This window comes from Donghicola tyrosinivorans (assembly GCF_003003355.1).
GTDB lineage: Bacteria > Pseudomonadota > Alphaproteobacteria > Rhodobacterales > Rhodobacteraceae > Donghicola > Donghicola tyrosinivorans.
In genome coordinates this window covers 302,583-320,178 of record NZ_PVTQ01000001.1, presented here as the reverse complement: position 1 = coordinate 320,178, position 17,596 = coordinate 302,583, and the positions used below count along the sequence as shown (strand labels likewise).

General features: G+C 61.4%; 16 protein-coding genes. 13 read left to right on the top strand and 3 right to left on the bottom strand.

Annotated features, from left to right (window positions below; all coding sequences use genetic code 11):
• Positions 1-7: 7 nt before the first annotated feature.
• Entirely contained in the window at positions 8-622 is a 615-nt protein-coding gene (pdxH, locus tag CLV74_RS01535) for a pyridoxamine 5'-phosphate oxidase (RefSeq protein ID WP_106262441.1), read from the bottom strand.
• 96 nt (positions 623-718) lie between these two features.
• On the opposite strand from pdxH, the gene fabI reads away from it, so the two are divergent.
• From fabI to trpE, 6 genes are all read left to right on the top strand, one after another.
• A complete protein-coding gene (gene fabI, locus CLV74_RS01530; protein WP_106262440.1) occupies positions 719-1,525 on the top strand; it encodes an enoyl-ACP reductase FabI in 807 nt (268 codons plus the stop codon).
• A gap of 6 nt (positions 1,526-1,531) precedes the next feature.
• Positions 1,532-2,143 carry a LysE family translocator gene (locus CLV74_RS01525; protein WP_342753468.1) on the top strand — a complete coding sequence of 204 codons (612 nt, stop codon included), beginning with the start codon at positions 1,532-1,534 and terminating at the stop codon, positions 2,141-2,143.
• Positions 2,144-2,156: 13 nt separating this feature from the next.
• A complete protein-coding gene (gpt, locus tag CLV74_RS01520) occupies positions 2,157-2,663 on the top strand; it encodes a xanthine phosphoribosyltransferase (RefSeq protein WP_106262439.1) in 507 nt (168 codons plus the stop codon).
• A 146-nt stretch (positions 2,664-2,809) separates the two neighbouring features.
• On the top strand, positions 2,810-3,988 hold the full coding sequence (locus tag CLV74_RS01515; RefSeq protein ID WP_106262438.1) for an aminotransferase: 1,179 nt from the start codon (positions 2,810-2,812) through the stop codon (positions 3,986-3,988).
• A gap of 39 nt (positions 3,989-4,027) precedes the next feature.
• Positions 4,028-5,875 carry a peptidyl-prolyl cis-trans isomerase gene (locus tag CLV74_RS01510; RefSeq protein WP_106262437.1) on the top strand — a complete coding sequence of 616 codons (1,848 nt, stop codon included), beginning with the start codon at positions 4,028-4,030 and terminating at the stop codon, positions 5,873-5,875.
• Between the two features lie 14 nt (positions 5,876-5,889).
• On the top strand, positions 5,890-7,395 hold the full coding sequence (trpE, locus tag CLV74_RS01505; RefSeq protein WP_106262436.1) for an anthranilate synthase component I: 1,506 nt from the start codon (positions 5,890-5,892) through the stop codon (positions 7,393-7,395).
• A gap of 122 nt (positions 7,396-7,517) precedes the next feature.
• Here trpE and CLV74_RS01500 read toward each other — a convergent pair whose 3' ends face one another.
• The gene (locus tag CLV74_RS01500) at positions 7,518-9,011 is read right to left on the bottom strand and encodes a divergent polysaccharide deacetylase family protein (protein ID WP_106262435.1); all 1,494 of its coding nucleotides are present in this window, start codon (positions 9,009-9,011) and stop codon (positions 7,518-7,520) included.
• A 171-nt stretch (positions 9,012-9,182) separates the two neighbouring features.
• On the opposite strand from CLV74_RS01500, the gene CLV74_RS01495 reads away from it, so the two are divergent.
• The 6 genes from CLV74_RS01495 to lexA all read left to right on the top strand — a co-directional run bounded on the left by CLV74_RS01495 (position 9,183) and on the right by lexA (position 14,002).
• Entirely contained in the window at positions 9,183-9,764 is a 582-nt protein-coding gene (locus CLV74_RS01495) for an anthranilate synthase component II (protein ID WP_106262434.1), read from the top strand.
• Complete coding sequence (trpD, locus tag CLV74_RS01490) at positions 9,761-10,780, top strand: anthranilate phosphoribosyltransferase (RefSeq protein WP_106262433.1); 1,020 nt, start codon at positions 9,761-9,763, stop codon at positions 10,778-10,780. The genes CLV74_RS01495 and trpD overlap by 4 nt, the downstream gene beginning before the upstream one ends.
• A complete protein-coding gene (gene trpC / locus CLV74_RS01485) occupies positions 10,777-11,589 on the top strand; it encodes an indole-3-glycerol phosphate synthase TrpC (protein WP_106262432.1) in 813 nt (270 codons plus the stop codon). Before trpD ends, trpC begins: the two co-directional genes overlap by 4 nt.
• Positions 11,589-12,065, top strand: coding sequence for a cyclic pyranopterin monophosphate synthase MoaC (gene moaC / locus CLV74_RS01480; protein WP_106262431.1), 477 nt, complete (start codon positions 11,589-11,591; stop codon positions 12,063-12,065). The genes trpC and moaC overlap by 1 nt, the downstream gene beginning before the upstream one ends.
• A complete protein-coding gene (locus CLV74_RS01475) occupies positions 12,062-13,234 on the top strand; it encodes a molybdopterin molybdotransferase MoeA (protein WP_106262430.1) in 1,173 nt (390 codons plus the stop codon). The genes moaC and CLV74_RS01475 overlap by 4 nt, the downstream gene beginning before the upstream one ends.
• A gap of 72 nt (positions 13,235-13,306) precedes the next feature.
• The gene (gene lexA, locus CLV74_RS01470; RefSeq protein WP_106262429.1) at positions 13,307-14,002 is read left to right on the top strand and encodes a transcriptional repressor LexA; all 696 of its coding nucleotides are present in this window, start codon (positions 13,307-13,309) and stop codon (positions 14,000-14,002) included.
• Positions 14,003-14,009: 7 nt separating this feature from the next.
• On the opposite strand, the gene CLV74_RS01465 is transcribed toward lexA, so the two are convergent.
• Positions 14,010-16,052, bottom strand: a complete 2,043-nt coding sequence (locus CLV74_RS01465) for a ComEC/Rec2 family competence protein (protein ID WP_245888414.1) — start codon at positions 16,050-16,052, stop codon at positions 14,010-14,012.
• Between the two features lie 78 nt (positions 16,053-16,130).
• Here CLV74_RS01465 and gltX point away from each other — a divergent pair, with 78 nt between their 5' ends.
• On the top strand, positions 16,131-17,543 hold the full coding sequence (gltX, locus tag CLV74_RS01460) for a glutamate--tRNA ligase (RefSeq protein ID WP_106262428.1): 1,413 nt from the start codon (positions 16,131-16,133) through the stop codon (positions 17,541-17,543).
• The last annotated feature ends 53 nt before the right edge of the window (positions 17,544-17,596 follow it).

The following is a 17,596-nucleotide window of genomic DNA, read 5'->3' as shown; positions in this document are numbered from 1 at the left end:
GATAATTCTACGGGTTAAGGCGAACAATTGCCCAGTCTTCCATCAGATCGTTGCGCGTCCAGCGAAAGCGGTCATGCAGGCGAAACGCGCCATCGGCCCAAAACTCAATTTCTAGTGGTTTGATTCGATATCCACCCCAAAAACTCGGGCGTTTAGGATTCGGCCCTTTCGTAGCGGTCACTTTAGCCACTTCGGCCATCAGGGAAGCACGACTATCCAAAGGGCGCGACTGCTGCGAGGCCCAAGCCCCCAACCGGCTTTGCAAAGATCGCGAGGAGTAATAGGCGTCGGCCTGCAGTCCATCCTCTCGGGTCACCAGACCGCGGACGCGGATCTGGCGGCGCAAAGACTTCCAATGCATCACAAAGGCAGCCTTGCCTGCACTGTTGATCTCTTGCCCTTTGGCGCTGTCATAGTTGGTGTAAAAGACAAAGGCGTCGTCCTCTATCTCTTTCAATAGAACCATCCGCACATTGGGCATCCCGCCTTCGTCCACCGTCGAAAGGGCGATGGCATTGGGATCGTTCACTTCGGTCTTTTCGGCCTCTGCCAGCCAGTCCTTTGCCAAGGCAAAAGGATCATTGCCCGCGAAAATTCCGCTGCGTTTGCTCTGGTCGTCCATAGGTCCCCCGTTTTACTCTGGGTGAAGTGCCTTGAAGCGATGATATGTATCGCCTAAACGAAATCGGCAATCTCAGACTTGAGCGGGGGATACCTCATGTCAACTTCACTGATGGCCGGCAAGCGCGGCCTGATCATGGGCCTGGCGAACGACAAATCCATCGCATGGGGCATCGCCAAAGCCTGTGCGGACGCCGGGGCCGAACTGGCCTTCTCGTATCAGGGCGAAGCGCTGCTCAAGCGCGTCGGCCCCCTGGCCGAGCAACTGGGCTCGAACATCGTGCTACCGTGCGATGTCAGCGACGAAGCCTCGATGGATGCGCTCTTCGCCGAACTGGAAGCCAAATGGGGCAAGCTGGACTTTGTTGTCCACGCCATCGGCTTTTCGGACAAAAACGAACTGCGCGGCCGCTACGTGGACACCACCCGTGGCAACTTTGCGATGACTATGGACATCTCGGTCTATTCGTTCACCGCAATCATGCAGCGCGCGGAAAAGATGATGACCGAAGGTGGCAGCGCCCTGACGCTGACCTACTACGGCGCGGAACAGGTCATGCCCCACTATAACGTGATGGGCGTCGCCAAAGCGGCTCTGGAAGCCTCGGTGATGTATCTGGCCGAAGACCTTGGCAAAAAGAACATCCGCGTGAACGCCATCAGCGCCGGTCCCATCAAGACCCTGGCCGCCAGCGGCATCGGCGATTTCCGCTACATCATGAAGTGGAACGAATACAACTCGCCCCTGCGCCGCAACGTCACCATCGAGGACGTAGGCAAGTCCGCCCTCTACCTGTTGTCCGATCTGGGCAGCGGTGTGACTGGCGAGAACCTGCACGTTGACGCGGGCTACCACGTTGTCGGCATGAAGGCCGTCGACGCGCCCGACATCACCAAAGGCTAAGCGGCGGTGCTGTCGGTCCTGCTGCCGGTCTTTGCGGTCCACCTCGTCGCCGCCATGAGCCCCGGCCCCGCCGTGCTCATGACGGTGCGGGTGGCAATGGTGCGCGGCATGCAAGCGGCTAGCGCCCTCAGCATCGGCATCGCCCTTGGTGCGGTGGTCTGGGCCACCGCCGCCATTCTGGGCCTCGCGGCCCTTTTCGAGATCGCCCCCAAACTGCTGATCGCGTTCAAGGCTGTGGGGGCCTCGTACCTGCTCTGGTGCGCCTACAAAATGTGGCGCGGTGCCCGCGCTCCGATGGAAATCGCACCCATCACCGGACCGGCCCCCTCGGGCCTGCGCTCATTCCTCTTGGGGCTTGGCATCCAGCTATCAAACCCGAAACCGGCGGTCTTCTTCGGCGCTGTCTTCGTGTCGGTGGTGCCCGCCCATGCTGACGCAACGACATTTGCGGCAATCCTTGGAATTGTCTTCCTGAACGAGGCGCTCTGGAATATCTTCATCGCCCGCGTATTCTCGCTGGAACGCACAAGGGCGGGCTACATCCGCCTCAAGACCCCGATCGACCGGATGCTTGGCGGTATGCTCGCCGCCCTCGGCTTCAAGATCGCACTCACGTGAAGGACGTAACGCCATGACAGACCGCTTGCCCCACGAAAAAGGCTTCCACGTCAGCTGGGACCAACTGCACCGCGATGCCCGCGCATTGGCGTGGCGCCTGCAATCCATGGCCCCCGAGGACACCGGCTGGCGTGCTGTCGTCGCGATCACCCGCGGCGGCATGGCCCCTGCCATGATCGTCGCCCGCGAACTCGACATCCGCACGGTCGATACCATTAGCGTCAAAAGCTACCACCACCAGACCCAGTCCGAGCCCAAGATCATCAAGGCCCCCGACATGGAGCTGATCGGCGACGGCACCGGCGTTCTTGTGGTCGACGACCTCGTGGACACTGGCAAAACCCTCGAAGTGGTCCGCAAGCACATGCCGAAAGCCCACATCGCCACGGTCTATGCCAAGCCCATGGGCCGCCCGATGGTGGACACCTTCGTGACCGAGGTCAGTCAGGACACATGGATCTTCTTCCCTTGGGACATGGCCTTGCAATACGTCCAGCCCCTGCGCGGCAAAGACGACTAAAACAAAAACGCGCCCTGCTTTCATCTTGGCGCAAATACCTTCGGGGGTGAATTGGGCCCCAAGGCCCAAGAGGGGGCAGACAGCCCCCTCCCCTGCATCTCCCCCGTGCTCGACCGATGCTCGAACGCCTCTCAGGAGACAGCCCCATGACCAGCCGCACCGGCGCGACCTTCACCTCTCCGATCGTGCAGGCCCGCCACTGGCTGGCGGCCACAGACCTGCCCGCAGGCAAGCCCCTGATCAACCTCTCGCAAGCCGCGCCCATGGCCGCCCCGCCAGAGGCGCTGCGCCGCGAAATGGCCCGCCTGCTGGAAGAGCCTGCCACCCATCTCTACGGCCCTGTGCTCGGCAATCCGGACCTGCGCGACGCTCTCGCGCAAAAGATCTGTGCCCAATACGGCGCGGCATCTGTCAAAGATACTCACATCGCCATCACGCCCGGCTGCAATCAGGCCTTCGCCGCCACCATCGCCGCCCTTTGCGATCAAGGGGATCAGGTGATCCTGCCGGTGCCGTGGTACTTCAATCACAAAATGTGGCTCGACATGAGCGGGTGTAAGGCCGTGCCTCTGCCCGTCGGCCCCGATATGCTGCCCGATCCTGATCAGGCCGCCGCCCTGATCACAGCAAAGACCAAAGCCATCGTGCTGGTCACCCCGAACAACCCCACGGGCACGATCTATCCCGCGCCGCTCATCCGCGCGTTCATGACACTGGCGCAAGAGCGCGGCATTACCCTGATCGTCGATGAAACCTACCGCGACTTCCTAAAAAGCGACGCGCGGCCCCACGATCTTTTTGATGATCCGGACTGGGACCAGACCCTTGTGCGGCTCTATTCGTTCTCGAAAGCCTACCGCCTGACCGGCCACCGCGTCGGCGCCATCGCTGCCAATCCGGACCTTTTGCACCAGATCGAAAAGTTCCTCGACACCACCATCATCTGTGCGCCTCAGTTGGGACAGCGGGCTGCCGCGTGGAGCCTGACGCATCTGGACGACTGGCTGGAAGGGGAACGCAAGGCCATCCTTGACACCCGTCAGGCGCTAATCGACGGGGCTAGTCCCCTGACAGACCAAGGCTGGCGCATCAGGTCCAGCGGGGCCTATTTCGCGTGGCTGGAACACCCCTATGCAGAGAACAGCTTTGACCTCTGCCAGCGGATTTTGCGCGAAGAAGGGGTCTTAATGCTGCCCGACACCATGTTCCGCCCCGAAAGCGATCCGGCAAAAGGCCGCGAAATCCGCATCGCAATCGCCAATATCGCGAAAGAGAGATTGCCTGAGCTGTTCCAGCGCCTTGCGGCGACCCGTGCGCTCACTTAGACAGTTGCGGACAAGGAACCATTGGGAAGGCGTCACAATATGGCTGGATCGGGAAAAGGTGCCAAGATTATGGTCTGGGGCCTCATGGGGGCACTGGTCGTAGGTCTTGGAGGCTTCGGGGTCACAAACTTTGGCGGGCAGATCGATAAGGTCGGCCGCGTCGGTGAAACGCCGATCCCCGTAGATGCCTATGCCCGCGCCCTGCGCGGCGAGGTCGACGCGCTTTCCGCGCAGCTGGGACAGACCATCACGTTCCAGCAGGCAAAAGACTTTGGCGCAGACAGCCGCGCCCTGTCGCAGGTGATCATCCAGACCACGCTGGACAATGAAGCCGCGCAGATGGGTCTGTCGGTGGGCGACCAGAACGTGGTTGACCAGATCGTCGAGATTCAGGCTTTCAAAGGCAGCAACGGCCAGTTCGACCGCGAAGCCTACCGCTTTGCACTGGACCGCGCCGGTCTGTCAGAGGCCGAGTTCGAGACCTCGATCCGCGTAGAGACTGCCCGCGCTATGGTTCAGCGCGCCGCAGCCGATGGCCTGCGCCCTGCGGACGGGTTTCTGGACACGCTGCTGACCTACATCGCCCAGAAACGCGACATCGCCTATGTGATCCTGCATCCCGAAGACCTGCAGATCGAGGTTCCCGAAGCCACCGACGCACAGCTTCAGGAATTCTATGAGGCCAACATCGGTGACTTCACCCTGCCCGAGCGCAAGAAGATCACCTATGTGCTGCTGACCCCGAACATGTTGTCTGACACGGTCGAGGTGGACGAAGCCACCCTGCGCGCCGCTTATGACGAACGCTCGGAGCAGTACATCTCGCCCGAGCGCCGCTTGGTCGAGCGTCTGGTGTTCCCCTCGGATGAGGCCGCGAATGAGGCCAAGGACCGTCTGGATGCCGGCGAAGTTACCTTTGAAGAACTGGTTGAAGCCCGCAGCCTTGAGCTGATGGATCTGGATCTTGGCGATGTCAGTGCTAGCGATCTGGGGGATGCGGGCGATGCGGTTTTCGCCGCCGAAGTGCCCTCGGTCACCGGCCCCGTTCCCACTAATCTGGGTCCGGCCCTATTCCGCGTGAACGGCGCCCTCCCCGAGCAGATAACCACCTTTGAAGAGGCCCTGCCCGATCTGCGGTCCGAGTTTGCCATCGACCGCGCCCGCCGCGTGATCGAACAGCAGTCCGAGGATATCAACGATCTGCTGGCCAGCGGTGCCACTCTGGAAGAGCTGGACGCCGAGACCGACATGACCCTTGGTCAGATCGAATACTTCGACGGTGTCTCGACTGATATCGCCGCCTACCCTGAATTCCGCAGCGCCGCAGCACCCTTGTCTGAAGATGACTTCCCCGACATCGCGACGCTCAGCGACGGCGGTATCTTTGCCATGCGTCTTGATGAAATTCTTGCCCCACGCCCGCAGCCTCTGGACGATGTGCGCGATGAGGTGGCCGCAGCATGGCACGCCGCTGAAACCAACCGCCTGCTGACCGAACGCGCCGAGGCGCTGAAAGAAGCACTGGCGGCAGCAGACACCACGGTTCTGGAAGGCGATCTGCAAGTCGCGACCATGACCGACATGAGCCGCAGCGACTTTGTCCCCGAGACCCCCGACAACTTTGCCGAAGCCGTTTTCAACATGGAAGCAGGCCAGACGCAGGTGATCTCGGACGACACGGCCACGGTGCTGGTGCGTCTGGATGACGTGCGCGCGCCCGATCTTGGCTCGGACGAGATGAAGCAGATGCGCGAATTGATGCAGCCGCAGGCGGACGCCCAGTTCGCTCAGGATGTGTTCAGCGCCTATGTGAATGCCCTGCGCAAGGATGCGGGGCTGGAACTTGATCAGGCCGCCATCAACGCGGTCAACGCACAGTACCAATAAGAAAGGTCTGCCCCGTGGCTCTGACCCCCGATTTTGACACCTTTGCCAAAGCCTATGAGGCAGGCGAACATCAGGTAGTGTACATGCGACTGGCGGCCGATCTGGATACGCCTGTGTCGCTGATGATGAAACTGGCCGGTGACGCACCGGATGCCTTCGTGCTGGAGTCCGTCACAGGCGGCGAAGTGCGCGGTCGCTATTCGATTGTGGGCCTCAAGCCTGACGTCATCTGGGAATGCCGCGGAGAAACCGCGAAGATCAACCGCGACGCCCGCTTCGACCCCACCGCATGGCAGGACGAAAAAGCAGCGCCTCTGGACAGCCTGCGCGATCTGATTGCCAGCTCGAAAATCGATCTGCCCGACGATCTGCCCGCGGCGTCTGCGGGTCTGTTCGGCTATCTGGGCTATGACATGATCCGTCTGGTCGAGCATCTGCCCAACGTAAACCCCGACCCAATCGGCCTGCCCGATGCCCGCCTGATGCGCCCCACTGTTGTGGCGGTTCTGGATGGCGTGAAGGGTGAGGTCACGCTGGTCAGCCCCGCATGGGTCACGCCCGGCCTTTCGGCCCGCGCCGCTTACGCTCAGGCAGCCGAGCGCGTCATGGACGCCCTGCGAGATCTGGACCGCCCTGCGCACGCCCCCCGCGATCTGGGAGACGCAAAGGCTCTGGGCGAGCCGGTGTCGAACTTTACCAAAGAGGGTTACTTCCAAGCCATCGAGAAGGCCAAAGAGTACATCCGCGCCGGTGACATCTTTCAGGTGGTGCCATCCCAGCGCTGGACGCAGGATTTCCCCCTGCCGCCCTTCGCGCTTTATCGGTCGCTGCGCCGAACGAACCCGTCGCCCTTCATGTTCTACTTCAACTTCGGCGGTTTTCAGGTCGTGGGTGCAAGCCCCGAGATTCTGGTGCGCGTCTTCGGCAACGAAGTAACCATCCGTCCTATCGCAGGCACCCGTCCCCGTGGCGCGACGCCAGAAGAGGACAACGCATTGGAAGCAGATCTGCTGGCGGACAAAAAAGAACTGGCAGAGCATCTGATGCTGCTGGATCTGGGACGAAACGACACCGGCAAGGTCTCGAAGATCGGGACCGTGAAGCCCACGGAAGAGTTCATTGTCGAGCGCTATAGCCACGTGATGCATATCGTCTCGAACGTGATTGGCGAGCTATCCGAGGACCACGATGCGCTGGCGGCCCTGCTGTCGGGGATGCCCGCGGGCACCGTATCGGGTGCGCCCAAAGTGCGGGCGATGGAGATCATCGACGAGCTGGAGCCGGAAAAGCGCGGCGTCTATGCGGGCGGTCTGGGTTATTTCAGTGCGGGCGGCGACATGGACATGTGTATCGCCCTGCGTACCGCCGTGGTGAAGGACGGCAAGCTGTATATTCAGGCCGGTGGCGGCGTCGTCTACGACAGCGATCCCGAGGCGGAATATGAAGAGACCGTCAACAAATCCAAAGCGATCAAGCGCGCGGCAGAGGACGCGGCGCGGTTCGCTGGCGGGAATATGTGATTGAGTGGGGGCGCTGCCCCCTCTTGGCCTGACGGCCAATTCACCCCCGAGGTATTTTTACCAAGATGAAAGGGCGCGGTCGTGATGACTGCGCCCTTTGTTTTGACGTAGGCGGCTGGCCGTTAGCCGTCGCCCATTGCGCCTTTCAGAAGCGCCGAAACGGGCGCAATGCTGACCGTGGAGGCGCGGTCTTGCAGGCCCCAAAGCAGCAGTGCCGAGAGGGTTTCAGGGCGCAGGCGGGTGAGGACGGTGACACCGCCCTCTTCCTGACGGGCGCGGAAGGCGGCGTTGTCGAGGAAGCGTCGGATGACGTCGGCGGTTTGGTCTTTGCCATCCAGATCACGGAAGATCGAAATCACCGGCGCGCCGGTGCGGGCGGCGATCTTTTGCGCGGTGTTGAGGCCCTTGGCTTGCAGCACGAGACCCTGTTCGGGGCCACTGAAGGTCGACAGCACCTGATCGGAGATAGAGCGGGACTGCTGGAAGCTGGCGTCAGGGTCTTCTATCACCGCGACAGCGCGGGGAACCGCGCCACGGGCTGCCGTAAGGGTGGTCTCGACGTCCGAGGCTTTGGCCCCTGCGGGCAGAGCGGTGAGGGCCAGCACCTCAAAACCGGCATCACGCCATGCCTGCATGCGATCGGTGGCGTTGGCGCTGCTGGCGTCTACCGCGATGCTGACCGGATAGGGGAAATCGCGCAGCACATCGGGGCCAAGAGCGCCAGTGCGGTCGTCGATCATGATGATCGACAGAAGCGGAAGGTTTTCGGCGGCCTCAAAGAGGACCGCATCGGTGGTCAAGGGGCCAGGGCCGTCAGTTGCCACCAGCGGCACCTCGGCGGCGCGGCGGTTGTCGATGAGGTTCCCTGCGGGGGTGCCCACCTGCGGGGCGACGTCTTTGGATGTGTCCGAAGCTTGCGGGAGGTCCGCGACCTCTGCTGTCTTCGGTTCCTCATTCGCGGGTTCAGGCAGACCTTCTGGCTGGATCGCGGGCAATTCGGGTGCCACGTCAGAGACCTGCGGCGAGGCTTCGGGTTGCATGTCAGGAGCCTGCTGCGGCGCGTCCAGCGCGGGTGTCTCTCCTGCGGCGGTTTCGGGCGCTTCATCTTCGGGCGATGGCGTAGCGTCCGCTTCGGCGGTCATTTCTGGGGCAGGTTCGGGCGCGGGCAATGTGGCCTCGGCGGCGATTGCAGGCGCAGCATCTGCTGCGGGGCTCTCTTCGGTCGGGGCCTCTTCGAAGGTGACCGTGGGCGGGCCGGGATCGGGCTGTTCGGCACTGCCCGGCATCAGATCAGAGGCCTGTTCGGTTGTGTCGGTCGCGTCGACCTCGGGCTGTTCTGGGGCGACCGGCAGATCGACCTGCGGGGCGGGTTCGGACTGGGCCTCGGGGATGGGATCGTTCACCACAGGTGGCGTATCCACCTCGGGCGAGGGTTCGGGACGCGTCGCGGGAATCGGCGCAGTTTCAATCGGGGTTTCAGGGGCGACAGTTGCCGGCGCGACGGCAATCTCTGCCGGTTGCCATCGGGGTGGCTCTGCCAGAAGCGACAAGATCGCGGCCCCCGAGACCGAGACCGTCGCGCCCCAGAACACGCCTTTCAGAAATCCTTTTGCCACTGCCCTTACTCCGTTCCTCTGCCGCCCTTTGCGGGCTTGCCCCTGTTTGATCGCGGGGCTTTTTCCCTGCTGATGCGCTTCGCGCTACCCTTGACGTCACCGGCTAAGCCTGAACATGTATACCGCGACCCGCAACCGGGCCTCTAGCCCCAATTCCCATAAGGTCTGCCCATGCTGCTGCTGATCGACAACTATGACAGCTTTACTTACAATCTGGTGCACTATCTAGGCGAGTTGGGTGCCGATGTCGTCGTGAAACGCAATGATGCGTTGGATGTGCAACAGGCTATGGCGATGAAACCAGCAGGGATTCTGTTGTCGCCCGGCCCTTGTGACCCTGATCAGGCGGGCATTTGTCTGGCTTTGACCGAAGCGGCGGCCGAGACGAAAACACCGCTGATGGGCGTTTGTCTGGGCCATCAGACCATCGGTCAGGCTTTTGGCGGCAAAGTTGTCCGCTGCCATGAGATTGTGCACGGCAAAATGGGCACCATGTATCACACCGGAAAGGGCCTGTTCGCGGGCCTGCCCTCGCCCTTTGAAGCGACGCGCTATCATTCTTTGGTCGTGGAACGTGAAAGCCTGCCTGACTGTCTGGAAGTGACCGCCCATCTGGAAGACGGCACTATCATGGGCCTGCAGCACAAAGAGCTGCCGATTCACGGCGTCCAGTTCCACCCCGAGTCGATTGCCAGCCAGCACGGCCATGCCCTGCTGCAGAATTTTTTGAATGAAATGAAGGTGCCCGCATGAGTGATGCAATCAAGCCGCTGATCTACGCTGCTTCCGAAGGCCCTCTGAGCCGGTCGCAAGCCAATGAAGCCTTCGAGATTCTGTTTGAGGGCGCAGCCTCTCCGGCGCAGATCGCGGGCCTTTTGATGGCCATGCGCGCGCGGGGCGAGTCGGTTTCGGAATATGCAGCCGCTGCGGCAGCCATGCGCGCCAAATGCATCCCCGTGAAAGCGCCTGAAGGCGCGATGGACATCGTCGGCACCGGCGGTGACGGCATGGGCACCCTGAACATCAGCACCGCGACCGCTTTTGTGGTGGCAGGCGCAGGCGTACCGGTGGCCAAGCACGGCAACCGGAACCTGTCGTCCAAGTCGGGCTCGGCCGATGCGCTGGGTCAGATGGGAATCGATGTGATGGTCGCCGCCGATGTGGTCGAGCGCGGCATTGCCGAGGCGGGCATCGGTTTCATGATGGCCCCCATGCATCATCCGGCGATGAAACACGTCATGCCGGTCCGCACGGAATTGGGCTGCAAGACGATCTTTAACATCCTCGGGCCGCTGACCAACCCTGCGGGCGTCAAGCGCCAGCTGACCGGTGCCTTTGCGATCGACCTGATCCACCCGATGGCGGAAACCTTGCAGCAGCTTGGCTCGGAGAAAGCGTGGCTGGTGCATGGCAGTGACGGCACCGATGAGATCACCATCACCGGCACCACCGCTGTCGCTGCATTGGAAGACGGAAAGATCCACAGCCGCGAGCTGCACCCAGAGGATGCGGGCCTGCCCGTCCATCCCCTGCGGGACATTCTGGGCGGCACACCGGAAGAGAATGGCAAAGCGATGCGCGCCCTGCTCTTGGGTGAAAAAGGGGCCTATCGCGATGCGGTTCTGCTGAACACCGCAGCTGCGCTGGTTGTGGCCGACAAGGCCGCCGATCTGAAAGAGGGCGTCGCGCTGGCAGAAGCAAGCATCGACAACGGCGCGGCAATGAAATCGGTCGAAACTCTGGCCAAAATTACTTCGGGGGCGAAATGAGCGCGACCATTCTGGACAAGATCAAAGCCTACAAGCTGGAAGAAGTGGCCGCTGACAAGCAGGCCAAATCCCTTGAGGCTGTTGAGGCCGAGGCCCGCGAAGCAGGCCCCGTGCGCCCCTTTGCCGACAATCTGATCAAGGCCAGCCGCACCGGTTACGGCCTGATCGCCGAGGTCAAAAAGGCAAGCCCCTCCAAAGGGTTGATCCGCGCGGACTTCGATCCCGCGACATTGGCAAAGGCTTATGAGGATGGCGGCGCGACCTGCCTGTCGGTTCTGACCGATACCCCCAGCTTTCAGGGCGCGAAAGAGTTTCTGGTTCAGGCACGTGAGGCCACGAACCTGCCCGCCCTGCGCAAAGATTTTATGTATGACACCTATCAGGTGGCCGAAGCCCGCGCCTTGGGCGCAGACTGCATCCTGATCATTCTGGCCAGCGTCAGTGACGCGCAGGCGCAAGAGCTTGAGGCAACTGCCTTTGAATGGGGCATGTCTGTGCTGCTGGAAGTCCACGATCAGGAAGAGCTTGAGCGGGCGTGCCTGCTGAAATCTCCGCTGATGGGCATCAACAACCGTAACCTCAAGACTTTTGAGACCACGCTGGACACCACCAAGACGCTGGCGAAACTGGTTCCCGAAGATCGCCTGATCGTGTCGGAATCGGGTCTGTTCACCCCCGAGGATCTGGCCGAGATCGCCCGCTATGGCTCTCGTACCTTCCTGATCGGGGAAAGCCTGATGCGTCAGGATGATGTGACCGCAGCGACCCGCCAGCTGCTGGCGAACCCGCTGACCTCGGGTAGCCTGTGATGAGCGGCCTGACCCATTTCGACGCGCAGGGGCAGGCCCATATGGTGGATGTGTCCGAAAAGGCCGTCACCAGCCGCATCGCGACCGCCAAAGGCTGGGTCCGCATGGCCCCCGCCACGATGGAGATGATTGCCGAGGGCGGCGCCAAGAAAGGTGACGTTCTGGGGATCGCTCGTCTGGCAGGGATCATGGGCTGCAAAAAGACACCCGAACTGATCCCCCTGTGCCATCCGCTGCCGATCACCAAAGTCAGCGTCGATCTGGAGGTGGACACCGATCTGCCCGGCGTGCAGATCACCGCGACCGTCAAGACCACCGGCCAAACCGGCGTCGAGATGGAGGCGCTGACCGCTGTCAGCACCGCCGCTCTGACCGTCTACGACATGGTGAAAGCCGTTGATAAGTATATGGAAATCGGCGGCATTCGGGTGACGTTGAAAGACGGCGGCAAATCCGGAAGGATCGAAGCGGAATGATCTCTGTCTCCGAGGCGCTAGAGCATCTGTTTGGGCTGGTTCGGCCTCTCGGGGTTGAGGATGTGGCCCTTGCCGATTGTGGTGGCCGCGTTTTGGGACAGACCGTTTTTGCCCGCCGCACACAACCGCCCTTTGCGGCCTCGGCGATGGATGGTTATGCGGTGGTCGGCGATGAGGCCGTGAGCGGCGCATCGTTTCAGGTGATCGGAGAGGCATCAGCTGGTGGCGCGTTCGAAGGCGTTGTCGGCAGCGGTCAAGCAGTCCGGATTTTCACCGGCGCTCCTATTCCGTCGGGCGCGACCCGCGTCGTGATCCAAGAAGATGTCACCCGCGATGGCGACCGCATCACCTTGGGTGACGCTCTGGATGAGGGCAGTCATATCCGCCCCGCAGGCGGCGATTTTCATGAAGGCACGCCTCTTGGTGCGCCCCGCCTGTTGGGACCGGCTGAGGTCGCCTTGGCCGCCGCAATGAACCTGCCCACCCTGCCCGTCACCCGCCGCCCGCGCGTGGCGATCATGGCCACGGGGAATGAGCTGGTCATGCCCGGCGAAGACCCCGCCGCAGACCAGATCATCGCCAGCAACAACTTTGGCCTGAAGGCAATGCTAGAAGCACGCGGTGCCATCGTGCAGATGCTGCCCATCGCCAAAGACACCCCCGAGGCCTTGCGTCTTGGGTTCCAACTGGCCAAGGGCGCGGATCTGGTGGTGACCATCGGCGGTGCCTCGGTTGGCGATCACGATCTGGTCGGCCCCGTCGCCCGCGATCTGGGGATGGAAACCAGTTTCTACAAAGTCGCCATGCGCCCTGGAAAGCCGCTGATGGCAGGCAAACTGGGCGATCTGGCGATGGTCGGACTGCCCGGAAATCCTGTCTCGGCCCTTGTATGTGGCGCGATTTTCCTCTGCCCGATGATAGATGTAATGCTTGGCTTGCCCGCTAAGGCGGTGCCGCGCCAAATGGCTGTGCTAGAGCATGATCTGCCGGAAAACGGGCCGCGTGAACACTATATGCGCGCCTATTTTCAGGATGGGGGCATCTCGATTTTCCCTGATCAGGACAGTTCATTACTAAGCATTCTTAGCTCATCCAACGCGCTTGCGATCAGGCCACCCCGTGATCCAGCGCGCAAGGCCGGTGAGCAGATAGAATACATTGCATTTTAAGCAGTTCTGTTGACACAAAACCAGAACATCGGTAGAACAAACCCGAATTGCGCTCCAATCTCGGGGGGACCGATGCTGACGAAAAAACAGAAAGACCTGCTGGAATTCATCCATAAGCGCGTGCAACGGGACGGGGTTCCGCCCTCGTTCGATGAGATGAAAGAGGCGCTGGATCTACGATCTAAATCGGGGATTCATCGGCTGATTACCGCGCTGGAAGAACGTGGATTTATCCGCCGCCTTGCCCACCGCGCCCGCGCGATTGAGATTGTTAAGCTGCCCGACGCCATGAGTGGCACCGGTTTTGTCCCCGAGGTGATCGATGGCGGTAAAGCGCCCGCAGCGCAAACGCCCCGCAAGAGCCTTGAGGTCGAACGGAACGATAGCAACGAAGTGCCCCTAATGGGCCGCATCGCCGCTGGTGTTCCGATTGAGGCGATCGAGGATGGCTCGATGTCGATTGCCGTTCCGGGCATGATGCTGCGCGGTCGTGGTAATCACTATGCGCTGGAAGTCCGGGGGGACTCGATGATCGAAGAAGGGATCAATGATGGCGACATCGTTGTGATCGAGGAATGCGGCAGCGCGAAAAGCGGCGATATCGTTGTGGCGCAGGTCGAAGGCTATGAGGCTACCCTGAAGCGCTATCGCAAGAACGGCGGGACCATCGCGCTAGAGGCCGCAAACCCTGCCTACCCGACCCGCATGTTCCGCGAAGGTCAGGTTGAGGTTCAAGGCCGTCTGGTCGGCCTGATCCGCAGCTATTAAGGCCACCTTATCTGGCGCGCGCCCACAGGCGCCCGCCAGTTCGATCAGAAGCAAACTCTGGCCGGCTATCCGACGCTCTGGCAGCGACAGCGCCAGTTTTAAACAGAGATCGGCGATCAAATACGCGGCAGGCAGCGTTTGGGGCCACAACGTCCAAATGCTCGCCAAGGAATTGATCGCTGATCACCCAAATTTCCTCAGAACAGTCAAATCGGTAGGCCACACCGCGCTTCCCCCTTAGATGCAGCAGGGTAGTCGTGCCAAACTGCGCAATCCCTACCCCGTCCGCCACCGCTTGCCACAGCGGCCTTGATGCGGCCTCTGCCTGTGTCGCCATGTCGCCATCGTTTTCCAGCCAAACCTCGGCAACAAAACCAGCGCCTTTAGGGAAACTCAGCGCGCGCCCCTCTGGGGTTTGAACACCCACCAGCTTGCCATCATCGGAGATCAATAGTTCGGGGCGCTGGGTCTGGCTCCAGAGCCCTATGGCAACGAATAGGGGCAAGACAGCTGCGAACCGCAAGCGTCCTTTGATCACGCAAACCCAGAGACCGCCCGCCGCGATCAATGGTAGAACACTCGGGGAAGGTGCCACAACCGGCGTGACAGCGCCTTCAAGGCCTGCCACGAAATCGGCCACCCATAGAATCCAAGCGATCCCCTGCCCCATCACCCACAGGGGCAAAGCCTCGAGCCCGAATGGCATCAGGCACACGCCCGCAAGGCCAGCAGGAATGACCACTGTTCCCATTAAAGGCGTTGCCAGCAGGTTCGCCAGCAGTCCGTAGTCCGTGATCCGGTTGAAATGCGCCGCTGCAAAGGGCGCTGTCGCCAATCCCGCCACTGCAGATGAAAACACCACAGTCAGGCAAGCGAACAGCCATTTTCGCCACCCGATCCGTTGGCCCTTCGGCAACACACCGAAGGCGGCGATCAGCGCGGTTGTTGCTGCGAAGGACATCTGAAAGCCGGGACCGGTGACCGCCTCGGGCGCGAGGGCCAGAACGACCATTGCCGCCAAGGCAACCGACCGAAGGCTAAAGGCTTTACGGTCAAACAGCAGCGCCAGCAGCGCAACGGCAACCATAACATAAGCCCGCTGTGTCGCGATGCTGCCGCCCGACAAAGCCAGATAACCCGCCCCTCCGACCAATGCTACAACCGCCGCCAGTTTTTTGATCGGCCAATGCAAGGCCACCCAAGGCATTGCCGCCAATCCGAACCGGACCGCAGCAAAGACCAGTCCCGCCAAAAGACCCATGTGCAGACCAGAAATCGCCAGCAAATGGGCAAGGTTGCTATCGCGAAGGTTCTGGACCACCTCTGCTGGCAAATAGGCTCGGTCTCCGGCTAGAAGGGCCGCCGCGACGCCGCCCGACACATCAGGCATTGCCGCCCTGAGCCGCTGGGACAAGAGGCTGCGAACCCGCCCGACACCCAACCGATCCGGCGCGGGTCCCAGTAACAGCGCTGGTGTGCGGGTATAACCAATGCCGCCAATCTGTCGGAACCAAGCGTGACGACGGAAATCAAAGCCGCCAGGCTCGACCGCGCCAGAGGGCGGCGACAGATGGCCAGTCATCATGACCACTTGCCCATAGGCTGGGGTCAGCCAGTCCTGCCGCCCATGCAAGGACACGCGCACGCGGATAGGCTGAATTGCTGCATCCAGCACCACCTGATCCAGCAACAACCGCAGCGCTCCGGAACCAGAGCGGTCCATGTCCACGATCCGCCCCTCAATCGGGCCGTAGTAGTGGCCTTGCATGACGGGCGCGGCCACGCGATGGGTCCGCCATCCCGCCGAGCCAAAGCCCAATAGCACACAGGCCAGCCCCACCAAGAGCGGCCCCATGTAAAGGCCCCCAAACCGCGCCGCGCAAAGTCCGGCAAGTCCCAAGCCAAGGCAGGCCCAGAGCAACCAGATGGCAGGCTCGGCCCTTGGCAGGAAATAGGCACCGCACCCCAGCCCGAAGCAGACTGCTGCCCAAGGGAACAGATGCCCCCTCTGTTCCAGCCATTCGTTGTTGATCCACGCAAGGACGCGCACTCTTGCCACCTCACAGAGCGGTCGATACACACGCCCCAGACGCTGCCGAAACTTCCCTAACCAAAGGTAAACGCGCCCATGAATGCCCCCGTTGTCACCCGTTTCGCCCCCTCGCCCACCGGCTATCTGCACATCGGCGGCGCGCGCACCGCGCTGTTCAACTGGCTTTATGCCCGTGGACGTGGTGGCAAATTCCTGCTGCGTATCGAAGATACCGACCGTGAGCGCAGCACGCCCGAGGCAACGGCTGCGATCCTGAAGGGTCTGGACTGGCTTGGGCTGGATCACGACGGCGAGGCGATCAGCCAGTTCGAGCGTGCCGACCGTCACCGCGAAGTGGCGCTTGATCTGCTGGCACAGGGTAAGGCCTATAAGTGCTTTAGCACGCAGGACGAAATTCAGGCGTTCCGTGATGCCGCGAAAGAAGAAGGCCGCAGCACTCTGTTCCAAAGCCCTTGGCGTGACGCGGATGCCAGCACCCACCCCGACGCGCCTTATGTGATCCGCCTGAAGACCGAGACCGAAGGCGCGACCGTGATCGAAGATCAGGTGCAGGGCAACGTGACGATCCGCAATGACCAGCTGGACGATATGGTTCTGCTGCGCTCGGACGGAACGCCGGTTTATATGCTGGCTGTGGTGGTAGACGACTACGATATGGGCGTCACCCATGTGATCCGCGGCGATGACCACCTGAACAACGCTGCCCGCCAGATGGGCATCTACACCGCAATGGGCTGGCCCCTGCCCGTTTACGCGCACATCCCGCTGATTCACGGCCCCGATGGCAAAAAGCTGTCCAAGCGCCACGGCGCTTTGGGTGTCGAGGAATATCAGGTGATGGGCTACCCAGCCGCCGGTATGCGCAACTATCTGGCGCGTCTGGGTTGGAGCCACGGTGACGATGAATTTTTCACCGACGAACAGGCAAAAGAATGGTTCGATCTGGGCGGAATTGGCAAATCACCTGCACGGCTTGATTTCAAGAAACTCGAGAATCTATGCGGCCAGCACATTGCTACCGCTAACGATGCTGCACTGTTGGCAGAACTGGACGCATTTATGATCGCCAGTGACAACGGGTCGCTACAAAATGACAAAAAAGCTTTGCTTTTGTCTGGGATGTTCTGTCTGAAGGAACGGGCAAAAACTTTCCCTGAACTTATTGAAAAAGCTGCCTTTATTATGGCTGATCGCCCGCTATCATATGATGAGAAGGCGGCCAAGAATCTGGATGCGGTATCCCGTGGTATACTGTCAGAATTGACGCCGCAGTTGCAAAATGCTAGCTGGACACGTGACGCGCTAGAGGAGGTAATGAACCAGGTCGCTGAGGCCAACGGGATCAAGTTCGGCAAGATGGCTGGCCCCCTCAGGGCCGCTTTGGCCGGACGCGCAGTAACCCCTAGCGTTTTCGATATGATGCTTGTGCTTGGCCGAGAGGAGTCGGTTGCACGCATCCAAGACGCGGCGAGCGCAGAAGGCGTTTAACGCCTAGGCCGTCGTCGCACTCCGGATGGCAGCTTATTGCAGCTGCCACCGGC

What these genes read in the sequence shown, in the direction of transcription:
- pdxH (WP_106262441.1), bottom strand. Translation starts at nt 622, where the DNA reads ATGGACGACCAGAGCAAACGCAGCGGAATTTTCGCGGGCAATGATCCT.
- fabI (WP_106262440.1), top strand. Translation starts at nt 719, where the DNA reads ATGTCAACTTCACTGATGGCCGGCAAGCGCGGCCTGATCATGGGCCTG.
- gpt (WP_106262439.1), top strand. Translation starts at nt 2,157, where the DNA reads ATGACAGACCGCTTGCCCCACGAAAAAGGCTTCCACGTCAGCTGGGAC.
- CLV74_RS01515 (WP_106262438.1), top strand. Translation starts at nt 2,810, where the DNA reads ATGACCAGCCGCACCGGCGCGACCTTCACCTCTCCGATCGTGCAGGCC.
- CLV74_RS01510 (WP_106262437.1), top strand. Translation starts at nt 4,028, where the DNA reads ATGGCTGGATCGGGAAAAGGTGCCAAGATTATGGTCTGGGGCCTCATG.
- CLV74_RS01495 (WP_106262434.1), top strand. Translation starts at nt 9,183, where the DNA reads ATGCTGCTGCTGATCGACAACTATGACAGCTTTACTTACAATCTGGTG.
- trpD (WP_106262433.1), top strand. Translation starts at nt 9,761, where the DNA reads ATGAGTGATGCAATCAAGCCGCTGATCTACGCTGCTTCCGAAGGCCCT.
- trpC (WP_106262432.1), top strand. Translation starts at nt 10,777, where the DNA reads ATGAGCGCGACCATTCTGGACAAGATCAAAGCCTACAAGCTGGAAGAA.
- moaC (WP_106262431.1), top strand. Translation starts at nt 11,589, where the DNA reads ATGAGCGGCCTGACCCATTTCGACGCGCAGGGGCAGGCCCATATGGTG.
- CLV74_RS01475 (WP_106262430.1), top strand. Translation starts at nt 12,062, where the DNA reads ATGATCTCTGTCTCCGAGGCGCTAGAGCATCTGTTTGGGCTGGTTCGG.
- lexA (WP_106262429.1), top strand. Translation starts at nt 13,307, where the DNA reads ATGCTGACGAAAAAACAGAAAGACCTGCTGGAATTCATCCATAAGCGC.
- gltX (WP_106262428.1), top strand. Translation starts at nt 16,131, where the DNA reads ATGAATGCCCCCGTTGTCACCCGTTTCGCCCCCTCGCCCACCGGCTAT.